Origin of the sequence: Pseudomonas sp. CFBP 13711, assembly GCF_014842265.1 — a bacterium.
GTDB lineage: Bacteria > Pseudomonadota > Gammaproteobacteria > Pseudomonadales > Pseudomonadaceae > Aquipseudomonas.
The window spans coordinates 318,071-331,326 of record NZ_JACYVI010000002.1 but is presented as its reverse complement, the minus strand read 5'-3'; the positions used below and the strand labels follow the sequence as shown (position 1 = coordinate 331,326).

At 61.4% G+C, this 13,256-nt stretch carries 14 protein-coding genes; 6 read left to right on the top strand and 8 right to left on the bottom strand.

What is annotated here, in order from left to right; all coding sequences use genetic code 11:
- Positions 1–110: 110 nt before the first annotated feature.
- From IFT47_RS06435 to IFT47_RS06420, 4 genes are all read right to left on the bottom strand, one after another.
- On the bottom strand, positions 111–1,385 hold the full coding sequence (locus IFT47_RS06435) for an Nramp family divalent metal transporter (RefSeq protein ID WP_197983773.1): 1,275 nt from the start codon (positions 1,383–1,385) through the stop codon (positions 111–113).
- 142 nt (positions 1,386–1,527) lie between these two features.
- On the bottom strand, positions 1,528–2,193 hold the full coding sequence (locus IFT47_RS06430) for a glycosyltransferase (protein ID WP_192172139.1): 666 nt from the start codon (positions 2,191–2,193) through the stop codon (positions 1,528–1,530).
- A 209-nt stretch (positions 2,194–2,402) separates the two neighbouring features.
- Positions 2,403–2,966: a type 1 glutamine amidotransferase domain-containing protein gene (locus IFT47_RS06425; RefSeq protein WP_192172138.1), complete on the bottom strand. Its 564-nt coding sequence runs from the start codon at positions 2,964–2,966 to the stop codon at positions 2,403–2,405.
- Positions 2,967–3,176: 210 nt separating this feature from the next.
- Positions 3,177–3,524, bottom strand: a complete 348-nt coding sequence (locus IFT47_RS06420) for a hypothetical protein (RefSeq protein WP_192172137.1) — start codon at positions 3,522–3,524, stop codon at positions 3,177–3,179.
- 300 nt (positions 3,525–3,824) lie between these two features.
- Between IFT47_RS06420 and IFT47_RS06415 the strand changes: the two genes are divergently transcribed.
- From IFT47_RS06415 to adhP, 5 genes are all read left to right on the top strand, one after another.
- Positions 3,825–4,910 carry a glycoside hydrolase family 3 N-terminal domain-containing protein gene (locus tag IFT47_RS06415; RefSeq protein WP_192172136.1) on the top strand — a complete coding sequence of 362 codons (1,086 nt, stop codon included), beginning with the start codon at positions 3,825–3,827 and terminating at the stop codon, positions 4,908–4,910.
- Positions 4,911–5,024: 114 nt separating this feature from the next.
- Complete coding sequence (gene tam / locus IFT47_RS06410) at positions 5,025–5,789, top strand: trans-aconitate 2-methyltransferase (RefSeq protein WP_192172135.1); 765 nt, start codon at positions 5,025–5,027, stop codon at positions 5,787–5,789.
- Positions 5,790–5,860: 71 nt separating this feature from the next.
- Entirely contained in the window at positions 5,861–6,364 is a 504-nt protein-coding gene (locus tag IFT47_RS06405; protein WP_192172134.1) for a cupin domain-containing protein, read from the top strand.
- A gap of 146 nt (positions 6,365–6,510) precedes the next feature.
- On the top strand, positions 6,511–7,296 hold the full coding sequence (locus IFT47_RS06400) for a sulfite exporter TauE/SafE family protein (protein ID WP_192172133.1): 786 nt from the start codon (positions 6,511–6,513) through the stop codon (positions 7,294–7,296).
- Between the two features lie 381 nt (positions 7,297–7,677).
- Positions 7,678–8,709, top strand: a complete 1,032-nt coding sequence (gene adhP / locus IFT47_RS06395) for an alcohol dehydrogenase AdhP (RefSeq protein ID WP_192172132.1) — start codon at positions 7,678–7,680, stop codon at positions 8,707–8,709.
- Between the two features lie 168 nt (positions 8,710–8,877).
- Here adhP and IFT47_RS06390 read toward each other — a convergent pair whose 3' ends face one another.
- A complete protein-coding gene (locus IFT47_RS06390) occupies positions 8,878–9,183 on the bottom strand; it encodes a DUF6482 family protein (protein WP_192172131.1) in 306 nt (101 codons plus the stop codon).
- A gap of 221 nt (positions 9,184–9,404) precedes the next feature.
- Entirely contained in the window at positions 9,405–9,734 is a 330-nt protein-coding gene (locus IFT47_RS06385; protein WP_074885710.1) for a hypothetical protein, read from the bottom strand.
- Between the two features lie 402 nt (positions 9,735–10,136).
- Here IFT47_RS06385 and IFT47_RS06380 point away from each other — a divergent pair, with 402 nt between their 5' ends.
- Positions 10,137–10,382: a hypothetical protein gene (locus IFT47_RS06380; protein WP_192172130.1), complete on the top strand. Its 246-nt coding sequence runs from the start codon at positions 10,137–10,139 to the stop codon at positions 10,380–10,382.
- Positions 10,383–10,398: 16 nt separating this feature from the next.
- Here the strand turns inward: IFT47_RS06380 and glgX are convergent, their stop codons facing one another.
- Both glgX and IFT47_RS06370 read right to left on the bottom strand, forming a co-directional pair.
- Positions 10,399–12,585: a glycogen debranching protein GlgX gene (glgX, locus tag IFT47_RS06375; RefSeq protein WP_192172129.1), complete on the bottom strand. Its 2,187-nt coding sequence runs from the start codon at positions 12,583–12,585 to the stop codon at positions 10,399–10,401.
- Between the two features lie 174 nt (positions 12,586–12,759).
- The gene (locus IFT47_RS06370) at positions 12,760–13,248 is read right to left on the bottom strand and encodes a DUF2934 domain-containing protein (RefSeq protein ID WP_192172128.1); all 489 of its coding nucleotides are present in this window, start codon (positions 13,246–13,248) and stop codon (positions 12,760–12,762) included.
- Positions 13,249–13,256: the final 8 nt, after the last annotated feature.

Here is a 13,256-nt window from a genome sequence, read left to right as displayed (position 1 = left end):
AGCCGGGAAAGCGTCAGGCGCCACGCCGCAGAATGGATGGTGTCCGAACCGACGTCTTCCCGGCTAAAGCCGGTCCCACAAATAGAATGCGTTCTCCTGTGGGACACGCTTCAATCCCCAAACGCCCCCAGCAGCAACACCACGTTCAGCACGATGATCAACAGCGCGATGCCCCAGGCCAGGGTCGTCAGAATGGGCCCGGTCACGAAATCACCCATCAGCTTGCGGTCCGACACGAAGCGCACCAGCGGGACGATGGCGAAGGGCAGTTGCATCGACAGGATGACCTGACTCAGTACCAGCAATTTAGCCGTTCCCTGAGCCCCATAGATGCTGGTCACCACAATCACCGGAATGATCGCCAGCCCACGGGTCAGCAGGCGGCGGATCCAGCCCGGCAGGCGCATACGCAGAAAGCCTTCCATGACGATCTGCCCGGCCAGGGTCGCCGTGACCGTGGAGTTGATCCCCGACGCCAGCAACGCCACGCCGAACAGCATCGACGCCATGCCCACGCCTAGCATCGGCGAGAGCAAGTGGTAGGCCTGTTCGATTTCCACTACGTCGGTTTTGCCGGCCTTGTGAAACACCGTCGCTGCTGTAATGAGAATCGCCGCGTTGACGAACAGGGCCAGGGTCAGCGCGATGGTGCTGTCGGTCACTGCCCAGCGCAGGCCGATGCGCCGGCCTTCATCCGTGCGCGGATAGGCGCGGGTCTGCACGATGGAGGAGTGCAGGTACAAGTTGTGCGGCATCACCGTCGCACCAATGATGCCGATTGCCAGGTACAGCGCCTCGGGATTGGTGACCACCTCGGCCTTGGGAATGAAACCGGCGAACAGCTCCGCCAGATCAGGCTGGGCCAGCACCATCTGAATCGCGAAGCAGCCAAAGATGACCAGCAGCAGTGCGATGACAAACGCCTCGAGCGCCCGAAACCCGCGGCCCATGAGCAGAAAAATAAGAAACACATCGACCGCCGAAATCACCGCGCCCCAGATCAGCGGAATGCCGAACAACAGGTTCAGCGCAATGGCAGTGCCGATCACCTCGGCCAGGTCGCAGGCGATGATCGCGATCTCGCAGGCAATCCACAGGGCAATGCACACCGGCCGGCTGCAGCGCTCGCGGCAGGCTCGCGCCAGGTCCCAACCGGTGACGATCCCAAGACGCGCGGACAGCGCTTGCAACACGATGGCCATCAGATTCGACAGCAAGATAACCGACAGCAGCAGGTAACCAAATTTCGAACCGCCGGCGATGTCAGTCGCCCAATTGCCCGGATCCATGTAGCCCACGGCGACCATATAGCCGGGGCCGGTGAACGCGAGCAGCCGCTTGAACCAGTTGCCGCTCTTGGGCATGGCGACACTGGCGCTGGGCATGCCCCCGCCGAGTGTGTCGTCGCCGGGGCGGGCAGGGTGGTCGATAGGCGGCATTAAGGATTCCGGCGTTGGACACTGAGTGATCAAAGGTGGCGACAGGCAGGGTCTGCTGTGCGGTTTTGGCGAGTGCGCCCGGCAACCATCAGCTCGACAGCGACGCCGCTGCCAGTGAGTTTAGATAATCCCCAAAGCCTTCCTTGCACCGGTAGTCCTTTCGTGCGCTGGTGGTGACGCTGTTCGCGGAAATCCACGCGATGGACGCACCGATGCGTTGCAGATCGGCGACCAGATGCACGTCTTCATGGGCCGCCAGCGCCTTGAAACCGCCGGCCCGCTGATAGGCATCGGCGCTGACGCCCAGGTTCGCGCCATGAATGTGCCGATGGTCATCTACCGGGCGGTACAGCGAGTCATAGCGTTGGCGCACATGGTCGGGATGGCCGGACCAGTCGTCGACCTCGACGATGCCGCACACCGCATCCACATTCAGGCTGACTTGATGCGCCAGCCAGGCATAGGGCACGACGCTGTCGGCGTCGGTGAACGCCAGCCAGCGCGCGCCACGCTCGAGCATCAGCCGCGCGCCTTCTGCCCGGGTCATGCCGACGTTGCGGTAGGCGCATGCGTGGGTCCTGACGCCATGAGCGGCTGCAATCCCGGCCGAGGCATCGGAGCAGTCATCGAGCATGATCAGGATTTCCACGGGCTCGCCGTGGAGGTCTTCGTGAACGGAGGATGCGATCAGCGACTTGATGCAGTCGTCCAGAAAATCTTCTTCGTTGTGCGCGGGGACAATAATTCCAATCATTGAAGTGTCTCGTCTCGGCACCTGCGCTGATCGCGGCGTCCTTCGATGTCGACCGAAGCGAGGGAAATTTGGTTTCAAGTATTTTCGTTTGCGAAGACCACCAACTCGCCTGGCAGCGTTTAGGTATATCCCAGACGCAATGACGCCGCTGAATAGCGGCGTCGATGGCTTTGCGTTATGGCGAGACCCTACGGAGTGGGAATCAGGCTTCAGCCCGCCAGCAGCGCCTTGGCGATGGCCTCGTTGAACGCTGGCAGATCGTCTGGCGTGCGGGAGGTGATCAGGGTCCAGCCGTTGGCCGGGCATTCCTTGACCTCGGCATCAACCCAATTGGCCGCGCCGGCATTGACCAGGTCAGTGCGCACACTTGGGTAAGAGGTCAGGGTTTTGCCTTTGATCACGCCGGCATCGATCAGCAGCCATGGGCCGTGGCAGATCGACGCGACGGTCTTGCCGGCGTCGGCGAATGCTTTGACCAGCTTCTGGGCATCGCTGTCCTGGCGCAGGGTGTCGGCGTTGACCGTGCCGCCGGGGATGACCAGTGCATCGAAATCATTGGCAGACAGGCCGGCCAGCTTGGTGTCGGAGGTCACGACGGCGTCTTTGTCGGTGTCGTTCAGGAACAGTTGCGCAGTGCCGCCTTCGATGGAGGCGTGGGTCACCGCAGCACCCTGACCCTTCAACGCTTCCAGCGGCTTGAGCAGTTCGTCGCGCTCGATGCCGGTGTTGGACGTAATGATCAAAACCTTCTTGCCGTTCAGTTGATTGCTCATGTTTTCGCTTTCCTCTGAAATAAAAAGTGCTGAACTGCGCCCGCTATCAGCGGGCGGTGTCACTTTCAGAGGGAAACGGAAAAGCGAAAGTTCAGCCTGATTGCGTGGCCGGGCTGAAGGTCGATGGCGACGACTCAGGCTAAGCACCCGGATTTCGGGCGCCGGGATCACCGCCGTGCGACGAAACGGCGCAGCGTAATGACACCGTCGTCACAAGCACTCGCGGACCGCTTTTTCCAATGCATTGCGGCCAAAGGCCGACGACAGCGGGGCGCGCTGGTACAGGAAAACCCGGGTATTGGGGTTGCCTTTGTAGACCTCGAGAATTTCATCGGAGGCGATCTTGCCGGAGATCAGCAGTTTGTAGTGACCCTTGCTCTCGGTCATGGTCGTGCCCGGCTTGATCTGCTGCCACTTGGGGTAGATGCATTTGGCGTAGTCAGATGGCGTCTTGGCGGTATCGAAATTGAACGACGGGTTGTTCGGCGTAGAGCTGCAACCGGCCAGCACTACGGCGATGGCGCAGCCCAGTAACGAGTACGGTGATAAACGGCGCATCAATTCATCCTGAATTAGAAAACGAAAACAATTCGATCGGGTCGATGGGCGCCTATGTTGACCAGCAACCGTGCAAATGAAAAGCGCACGCTTTGAAATATTTCACCGCGGGTTAAAGCCTGGCTTGCGCTGCCGTCACCGAGCTTCTGGACGGGTCATCCTGATCAATGGGTCGCTTATTCAAGCGCTGCTTATTGCTCGATTAGTTTGCATATTGCTCGATTGATGAATAGAGTGAGCTAAAACGAGCGCTCACTTAAGCATGTGCCCGTTCGTTACTGCCTGAATGACGGAGAACACATGTCACACGACGAACTGCAACGGGCTGCGCGGTCAGTCCTGATGCCGGCGATTGCCGGCCTGGCGCTGGACGAACCCGTGCGCCGCCATCTACACGCTGGCGGCGTGTCGGTCCTGCTGGGTGAGACGCGTGATGAGTACTTGGCCCGAAACATGAGTTTCGAGCGCCGCCGGGAAGAAACCGATGCGCAGTTTTCCGCGATCGCCAGGGAGGCGGCACTGTGTGCGGCGGCGCCGGTGCTGATCGCCGTGGATCAGGAGCTCGGCGGCATCCAGCGCTTGCACGGTCTGGTGCCCGGTATGCCGAGCTCGACCGACCTGACCCACACGAGCACCGCTGACATCGAGTCGCGCTGTTATGAAATGGCCAGCTCGGCCAGGGTCATGGGCGTCAATCTGTTCCTGGCGCCGATTGTGGACGTGGTCAGCGGGGTCAACCCCTGGCTGCACCAGCGCAACCTCGGGCCCGATTCCGCCGAAGTGGCGCGCATTGCCTGTGCTTTCATTCGGGGTGTGCAGCGTGCCGGCGTGATTGCCACTGCCAAACACTTTCCGGGTCATTACCAAGTCGAGCACGATCCGGCGGTGGCGCGGGCTACCGTGCCCGACAACGCCGCCGCGCTCAGCGACGGGCTGGAGGTGTTCAGGCAGGTCATTGCCGCAGGCGTTGGCGCAATCATGCCCGGGCCTGCGGTGTTCCCGGCGCTGGATCCGCAGCAGTCGGCCAGCACCTCGGCGGCGATCATCGGCCTGCTAAGGGATGCGTTGGGTTTTGAAGGGCTGATCGTGTCAGACGACCTCGACGCCGTTTCCATCCTGCGCGGCAACAGCATCGCCGACACCGCCGTCGCCGCCCTGAATGCCGGTGCGCACCTGTTGCTGGTGTCGGCGGAGGCGGGGCTTGACGGCATCTCCCACGCCATCGTCGATGCGGTAAGCAATGGAGAACTGGATGCGCAAACCCTGCTTGCAGCCGCGCACACAGTTCGCGCCCACGCCCAAAGGTCGAGAGCCCAAGTGGACTCAGGCCTGTACGTCTCCTACCCGGTCTCAGGCGGTCATCTCACCCGCCGAGTCATGATCTGAACACCCGCTGTTGCTGCCGACCACGTGCAGCTTGCAGCTCATCGCTCACCCTATTTGTACTCGCGGCCCGCGCGTTCTACTCTCGCCACTCTGTCCACCCAGAAGGAAGGCACGATGAGCTGGTCCGCCAGGCAGTACTCCATGTTCGAGCAGCAACGCACCCGACCGGTCCGCGACCTCGTCGCCGCCATTCCTCTGGCCTCGGTGCACACCGCCGTCGACCTCGGCTGCGGTCCCGGCAATTCCACCGAAGTGCTGGCCGAAGGTTTCCCGGAGGCCACGGTGACGGGGCTGGACAGCTCCGATGACATGCTGCGCGACGCCCGTCAGCGGCTGCCGAATGTTGCATTCGAACTCGCCGACATCGGCAGTTGGAACCCGGCACAGACTTACGACGTGATTCTCGCCAACGCGTCGCTGCAATGGGTGCCTGACCACGCGACGCTGTACCCGCGGCTGGTCAGCCTGCTCAACCCGGGTGGCGTGCTGGCGGTGCAGACGCCGGACAACCTGGAGGAGCCTGCCCATCGTCTGGCCCGGGACATCGCCGCGAGTGCGGAGTGGGCGAGCAGGATTGGCGACGTCAGGCACCCCGACCGACACTCTGCCGCCTATTACTTCGAACTGCTGCAAGGGCATTGCGCCGAGGTCGATGTCTGGCGCACCACGTATCACCATCCGCTTGCCGGCGGGCACGGGGCAGTGGTCGAGTGGTTCAAGGGCTCGGCGCTGCGGCCCTATCTGCAACAGCTCGACGAAGTGGCGCAGCAGGATTTTCTCGACACCTATTTGCAGGCGATCAGCCAGGCCTACCCCGCGCTGGACGACGGCACGGTGCTGCTGCCATTCCCGCGCTTGTTCATCGTTGCGACACGTTGAAGCCTGTGGCTTGCGTTAAGCCGCTGTGTTGCGAGCCGTGATCGACACCGCCGTTTTCTGATGGAGCTAGCATGAGCAATGACCCCGGCGAACTGGCCGCACGGCTGATTCGCAATTTCAACGAAGTGCCGCTGCAACACGAGCGCCGCGACCCGCTGTACGAAAGCCATGCCGCCCGCCTGGGCACCGGCACCGCCGCGCAGAAACTGGGCGCGTCAATGGACATCGTCGCGCCCGGCAAGCGCTCGTGCCCTTATCATTTTCATTACGCTCAGGAAGAAATGTTCGTCATTCTGGACGGGCAGGGCACCTTGCGCGTGGCGGGTGAAATGCTCCCGATCCGCAGCGGCGATGTGATCTTCATTCCGCCGGGGCCTGAGTATCCCCACCAGATCATCAACACCTCTGACGCGCCGCTGAAGTATTTATCCATCAGCACCCGCGAGACGCCGGAAGTGTGCGAATACCCGGACTCCGGCAAGTATCAGGCGATGGTCACCATCAACGGAGCACGTGCGTTTGCGGCCGTGCAGCGTCCTGATGCGACACTGGATTACTGGGAGGGCGAGCCTTGATTCAATCGGCAGCCATGTGCCCATGACCCATTTGGTTATAACCATAGAACGTCTCGATCTAGGCGCGATATAAGAAAAACAGCAGTCCTTAGAGCAAAAATCGCTATCCTGCCCGCCGGCTTTTGAATGTGCAGTCAGGCAGAGCAATGGATTTTGGCAACGCAGGTTTCGTCGTCGCAGGGCTGGTGGTCGGTTTCATCGTTGGCATGACGGGGGTGGGCGGTGGATCGCTGATGACCCCGATCCTGCTGTGGTTTGGCATCAATCCCGCCACCGCAGTGGGCACTGATCTGCTGTACGCCGCCATCACCAAAAGCGGCGGCGTGCTGGTTCACAAAAAGAACGACAACATCGATTGGGGCATCACCGGTTGGCTGACTCTGGGCAGCGTGCCGGCCGCCGGGCTGACGCTGTGGTTTCTGAGCAGCCTGCACACCGCGCCGGACGCGATGAATCAGGTGATCAAACAAGCGCTGGGTGTGGTGCTGCTGCTGACCGCGCTGGCGATCTTTTTCAAAAAGTGCCTGCTGGCGTTTGCTCAGCGCCACGCCGGCGATCGTTATCGCCTCAGCAGCAGAATGCTGAACGGGCTGACGGTGCTGACCGGCGTCATCCTCGGCACCATGGTCGCGCTGACGTCCATCGGCGCCGGCGCCCTCGGCACGGTGGCGTTGTTCCTGCTTTATCCCTTCCTCGAAACCCGTCGCCTGGTTGGCACCGAAATCGCCCACGCCGTGCCCCTGACCCTGATCGCCGGCATCGGCCACGCGAGCATGGGCAACATGAACTGGTCGATGCTGGGCTACCTGCTGATGGGCTCGCTGCCCGGCATCTACATCGGCAGCCACCTGACCGGCCGCATCCCCGACGCCATCCTGCGCCCGTGTCTGGCGCTGATGCTGCTGGCGATCGGGTACAAGCTGGTGTTTTAACCCTGCATGGATGCGCCTGTTGACGTAGCGGTCATGGGCGCTGGTTTGCCGGGGGGCATCCGCTGTCTCTCCAGCGGCCGAAATGCCGTCTTCGTGAGCAAGCTCACTCCCACAAGGGATGTGTTTGCTGCAGGACATTCAGCGCCTGCACCTCTGAGCTCACTTCTTGTCTTCCCCCCAATAGCGCTGCGTCTCGATGAACGGGACTTGTTGATCCAGATCAATACCGGGTCACTTCAGGCGAGCACACTGGCCGTCGGTTGATTCAGGTCAGCCACCGCCAAGCCCATCGCGACCATGGGAGGCTCATGAGGCAATTCCATGACTGATCATTCGCGCCCGTTACTCGAACTTAGCCCGTCTCAGGCGAAGGCAGACTCTATGAAAGGCAAAATGAAGGCCGCAGTTGTAGAAGCATTCGGCAGCCCGCTGGTGCTTCGCGAGTGGGACATTCCTACCCCGGGCCCCGGGCAGATCCTGATCAAAACTGAAGCCTGTGGCGTGTGCCATACCGACTTGCACGCGGCACGGGGAGACTGGCCGGTGAAGCCGTCGCTGCCGTTCATTCCGGGACATGAAGGCATCGGCATCGTGGTGGCCCTGGGGGCTGGCGTGACCAGTGTGGGCGAAGGCGATCGCGTGGGCGTGCCGTGGCTGTATTCAGCGTGCGGTCACTGCGAGCACTGCCTGAGCGCGTGGGAAACCGTGTGCGCCAGCGCCGAGTTCGGCGGCTATACCCGCAATGGCGGGTTCGCCGAATACATTCTCGCCGACCCTGAATACGTGGCGCACATTCCGGCCGGGCTCGCGCCCCATGAAGCCGCGCCGATCATCTGCGCCGGGGTCACCACCTACAAAGGCATCAAGGAAGCCGATGTCAGGCCGGGTCAGTGGATCGTGATTTCGGGAATTGGCGGCTTAGGGCATTTGGCCGTGCAGTACGCCAAAGCCATGGGCCTGCGCGTGTGCGCGGTGGACGTCGACGACGGCAAACTGGCCCATGCCACCAGGCTGGGTGCAGACGCGGTGGTGAACGCCCGAGCGGGTGACCCGGTGCAGGCCGTCAGGGACGTCACCGATGGCGGGGCGCACGGCGTGCTGATCACCGCGCCCTCGCTGGCGGCGTTCAAACAAGGGGTGGGCATGACGCGCAAACGTGGCACGTGCGTGCTGGTCGGGCTGCCACCGGGCGAGTTTCCGCTGTCGCTGTTCGAGGTGGTCGCCAACTGCATTACCGTACGCGGCTCGTTCGTCGGCACTCGGCAGGACATGGCTGAAGCCTTGGCCTTCGCCGCCGAAGGCAAGGTGAACGCCGATATCGAGTTGCGGCCGTTGGCCGAGATCAATCAGGTGTTCAGGGAGCTGGGTGACGGCGAAGTGCAGTCGAGGATTGTCATCGATTTTCGCGGGTGATTGACGATAACTGCCCCATGCACCCAGTAGGACCGGCTTTAGCCGGGAAGGCATCAGTCGTCACGCCGCAGAATTGAGGGTGGTCTCACTGGCCTCTTCCCGGCTGAAGCCGGTCCTACTGCACCGCATGCATTCAGCAAGAACCGGCGCGCACTCGACGCATTCAGGTCAGTTCCCCGAGCGGAACGGAATAGGCTGGCGGGGCGCTTCGGGTGTGGTGTGCGGCTGCCCGACCATTTCGTCGTAGACCACCGGGTGCACGATGAACAGCTTCACGTCCTGAAGGGACGACAGGCATTTGCGCGCTTCGTCGACCGATGCCACGTGCAGCACCTTGCCGTCCGGGCTGGCGATGGCATTGGACTTGCCGTCCATGAGCGCATGTATGGCGTACGAGCCACCTTCGATCGACACCAGATTGACCTCGGTGACTTCCCCGGCCTTGACGTGTTTGATGAGCTTGTCCAGATCCATTACGGCACCTTAATTACGCACGCGGGCGTTGTCTGTTCCATGGATTGATGCGGAACCGTCGACGCGGCTCGCTTGCATTGGAAGAGGATGGCGGTGCCAAGTTCAACGTAAACAGGGGAGGCGGACGAGGGGGCGTTGGCGGGGGCTTGCAACGGGATCAGCGCCGCGAAAAAAACCACCGTTGCCTGCCCATCGAAAACAGGCAGGCAACGGGGTTTCAATCAGCAGAGCTTGTCAATAACGCGCAGGCCAGGCGCTTGCTGCACGGCGCCCCATTCACTGCTCAGGGTTTCCAGTACCTGGCCGAGGAACTGCTTGTCCGCCGCGGCCTTCTTGCCGACATAACCGTGGCCCTTGCGGTACATCTTCAGCCGGGCACGCATGTGCGGGTGCTGACTCTCGAATTGTTCTTCCTCGGTGCAGGCACCCAGGCCGTCCATGTGCACGTTGCCTTCCTCGCACACCCAGAGGATGTGGCTATCAAGGGAATCCTTGCGTGCGGCGAACAGTCGAGCCAATTGATCAATGGTAGGTTGGTTGTTCAGGTTCATGGTTGTTACCCCTTTTTGACCACTGGTTAATCTATCGAGTGAGTTCAAACGCAATGGCGAATCGTCCGTCGATTCGCAGTCCTTCCAGTCGCTGACAAACAAGGTCCGTCGGTACACAGAGCCGGTGCCGGGCCGCAAACATGTGGGTATTGATGACGGCAGAGAGGGAAGATCGGACCTGGGCGAGAAGGGCGGACGCCTGGAAGACACGGGCGACTGGGTGGTCGACCACAAGTGTCATGAGGACGTGTCGCCAGCGCTCGGCCTGGTGGGTCGATCATGCCGGTTCGGCTTCATCAATCTGCCTTGTGGGCAGCACACATCCAGAGGTTGTTCGACGGCTGTGTCGAACGGGCCCGGAATACTTTTGCCAGCTCTCCCGATCGGGGAGACGCCTGCACTATGCAGTCGGCAAAAGGCCTCGTCAACGGTTTTGTAGTGATTATTTTCGTGCACTACATATTTTGTAGTTTCAGAACATGGAGGTCGATTCGTGACTACAAAGTCAATGAATCCGGGGGCAACAGTGCGGGCGTCGGGCGGGGGCATGAAAGAGTGGTGCCGAAACGGCGCTTGCCCGCGACCGGATCGGCCAGCCATCACATCTGGCTGACTGACCCCATCGCGGGCAAGCAGGTGTCGCTATGAATCCAGGCGCGAACAGTTACGCCTGTGGAGCCTTCTGCAGCTCAAACAACAACAGCGAACGCGGCGTGACCGTGTACTCGCTGCCAAACTCGAACTGGTCCTTGCCGTCGATTTCCGGCTGATTGGTGTCGATCAGGCTGGTCCAGTTGAGACCTTCCGGCACTTCCGGCAGCGTGAAGTTGACGCCGTCGTGGTGGGAGTTGACCACCAGCAGCAGCGTTGCTTCGGAGCCGCGGCGACGAATACCGGTTTCCTGAGCGCGGCCATCCATCAACATGCCCAGGCAGCGGCCGTTCGGATCTTCCCACTGCTCGATGGTCATCTCTTCGCCGCTTGGCGACAGCCAGGTCACGTCCTTCACGCCCAGTTCTTCGTTGTAATCGCCCACCAGGAAGCGGCTACGACGCAGGATCGGGTACGACTGACGCAGCTTGATCAGACGCTTGACGAACGCCAGCAGGGCCTTGCCGTCTTCGTCCAGGTCCCAGTTGACCCAGCCGATCTCGCTGTCCTGGCAATAGGCGTTGTTGTTGCCGTGCTGGGTACGAGCGAACTCGTCACCGGCAACCACCATCGGCGTGCCTTGGGCCAGAATCAGCGTCGAGAAGAAGTTGCGCATCTGACGCAGGCGCAGCGCGTTGATTTCCGGATCGTCGGTCGGGCCTTCGACGCCACAGTTCCAGGAACGGTTGTCGTTGCTGCCGTCCTGGTTGTTCTCATCGTTGTCCTCGTTGTGCTTCTCGTTGTACGACACCAGGTCATGCAGCGTGAAACCATCGTGGGCGGTGATGAAGTTGACCGAAGCGTAAGGGCGGCGGCCACGCTGGTTGAACAGGTTGCCCGACGCCGTCATGCGGTTGGCAAAGTCCGCCAGTTGGCCTTCATCGCCTTTCCAGAACGCACGGATGTTGTCGCGGAATTTGTCGTTCCACTCCGCCCAGCCCGGCGCGAAGTTGCCGACCTGGTAACCGCCTGGACCGCAATCCCAAGGCTCGGCGATCAGTTTCACCGAACGCAGCACCGGATCCTGGCGGCAAGCCACGAGGAAGCTGTGGCGCTCGCTGAAACCGTCGTGGTAACGGCCGAGGATGGTGGCCAGGTCGAAGCGGAAGCCGTCGACGTGCATCTCGGTCGCCCAGTAGCGCAGCGAATCGGTGACCATCTGCAGCACGCACGGGTGGCTCAGGTCGAGGGTGTTGCCGGTGCCGGAATCGTTGATGTAGTAACGCTTGTCATCCGGCATCAGGCGGTAGTAGGAGGCGTTGTCGATACCACGCATCGACAGGGTCGGGCCGCGCTCGTTGCCTTCGGCGGTGTGGTTGTAGACCACGTCCAGGATCACTTCCAGGTTGGCGTGGTGCATGTGCGCAACCATTTCCTTGAACTCGGAAATCTTGCCGTGAGCCAGATAGCGTGGATCCGGGGCAAAGAACGCCAGGGTGTTGTAACCCCAGTAGTTGGTCATGCCTTTTTCCAGCAAGTGCTGGTCGTTGACGAAGGCGTGGATCGGCAGCAATTCGATCGAGGTGACGCCCAGACCTTTGATGTGTTTGATCACGTCATCGACCATCAGGCCGGCGAACGTGCCTTTGACTTCATCAGGCACCGAAGGGTGACGCATGGTGAAACCACGGGTGTGGGTTTCGTAGAAAATCGTCTTGTCCCACGGCACGTCGACGCGCTGTTCGCGGCCCCAGGTGTACGCAGGGTCGATGACCTTGCACTTGGGCACGAAGGGCGCGCTGTCACGCTCGTCGAAGCTTAGGTCGTCGTCCGGGTGACCGATGGTGTAACCGAACAGCGCCTCGGACCACTTCAGCTCGCCGACCAGTTGCTTGGCATACGGGTCGATCAGCAGCTTGTTATGGTTGAAACGGTGGCCGTTCTTCGGATCGTACGGACCATAGACGCGGTAGCCATAGACCTGACCCGGGTGGGCGTCGGGCAGGTAGCCGTGAAAGATCTCGTCGGTGTATTCCGGCAGCTCGATGCGCTCAAGCTCCACTTCACCGGCCGAGTCGAACAGGCACAGCTCGACCTTGGTGGCGTTGGCGGAAAAGATGGCGAAGTTGACGCCGAGGCCGTCCCAGCTGGCGCCGAGCGGGAAGGGCAGACCTTCCCGAATGCGCGATGCCGTGACTTCGGGGCTGCCAGCGTTGCCGGATTCATTCTGTGTAGCGGTGCTTTTATCTTGCGTGCTCATGTGTATTCCTGACGTTCGAATGAGTTCCTGAAGGCGAACAAAGCCGTGGCCTCAGTACGTGACTGCGCCATCGATGCAACAGGTTTGAAAATTACCGCAGGGTGACGACCGTTTTAAGGCGATCCCTGCGGTAGGGGTGTTAGCGGCGCAACAGTGACGCGTTAAAGCAGTTGATCAAGACGCAGGCTTGGCGGCGGCAGGCTTCTTGGCAGAAGACTTGGCCGCCGGCTTGGCCGGTTTGGCGGCAGCATCGGTACCGCTCGCCGCAGCCTTGGGTTTGGCGGGCGCCTTGGCTGCCGGTTTAGCGGCAGGCTTAGCGTCAGCTTTTGCCTCGGATTTACTGGCAGCCTGATCAGCGGAGCTGCCTGCTGATTTTGCGGCTGATGCGGCTGCGGGTTTAGCCGCAGGCTTGGCAGCAGACTTCGCCGCCGGTTTGGCTGCACCCTTCGCAGCGGGTTTGGCAGCGGCAGCCTTGGGCTCCGCTTTGCCGTCGAGCTTGGACTTCGCCGTCTTCGCAGCAGCCGGTTTTTTAGGCGACTTCGCCTCGGCGGCGGCCAACTTGCTAGCCATTTCCCAGTGGCGGGCATCTTGCCCATGTGGCTTGCCTTCCGTTTCCCAGATCTGGTGGGCAAGCTCGCTGATTCTTTTATCGTCGGCACTCATCTCGACAC

Coding starts and splice junctions, on each gene's coding strand:
- IFT47_RS06435 (WP_197983773.1), bottom strand. CDS start 1,385: ATGCCCAGCGCCAGTGTCGCCATGCCCAAGAGCGGCAACTGGTTCAAG.
- IFT47_RS06430 (WP_192172139.1), bottom strand. CDS start 2,193: ATGATTGGAATTATTGTCCCCGCGCACAACGAAGAAGATTTTCTGGAC.
- IFT47_RS06425 (WP_192172138.1), bottom strand. CDS start 2,966: ATGAGCAATCAACTGAACGGCAAGAAGGTTTTGATCATTACGTCCAAC.
- IFT47_RS06420 (WP_192172137.1), bottom strand. CDS start 3,524: ATGCGCCGTTTATCACCGTACTCGTTACTGGGCTGCGCCATCGCCGTA.
- IFT47_RS06415 (WP_192172136.1), top strand. CDS start 3,825: ATGTCACACGACGAACTGCAACGGGCTGCGCGGTCAGTCCTGATGCCG.
- tam (WP_192172135.1), top strand. CDS start 5,025: ATGAGCTGGTCCGCCAGGCAGTACTCCATGTTCGAGCAGCAACGCACC.
- IFT47_RS06405 (WP_192172134.1), top strand. CDS start 5,861: ATGAGCAATGACCCCGGCGAACTGGCCGCACGGCTGATTCGCAATTTC.
- IFT47_RS06400 (WP_192172133.1), top strand. CDS start 6,511: ATGGATTTTGGCAACGCAGGTTTCGTCGTCGCAGGGCTGGTGGTCGGT.
- adhP (WP_192172132.1), top strand. CDS start 7,678: ATGAAAGGCAAAATGAAGGCCGCAGTTGTAGAAGCATTCGGCAGCCCG.
- IFT47_RS06390 (WP_192172131.1), bottom strand. CDS start 9,183: ATGGATCTGGACAAGCTCATCAAACACGTCAAGGCCGGGGAAGTCACC.
- IFT47_RS06385 (WP_074885710.1), bottom strand. CDS start 9,734: ATGAACCTGAACAACCAACCTACCATTGATCAATTGGCTCGACTGTTC.
- IFT47_RS06380 (WP_192172130.1), top strand. CDS start 10,137: ATGCAGTCGGCAAAAGGCCTCGTCAACGGTTTTGTAGTGATTATTTTC.
- glgX (WP_192172129.1), bottom strand. CDS start 12,585: ATGAGCACGCAAGATAAAAGCACCGCTACACAGAATGAATCCGGCAAC.
- IFT47_RS06370 (WP_192172128.1), bottom strand. CDS start 13,248: ATGAGTGCCGACGATAAAAGAATCAGCGAGCTTGCCCACCAGATCTGG.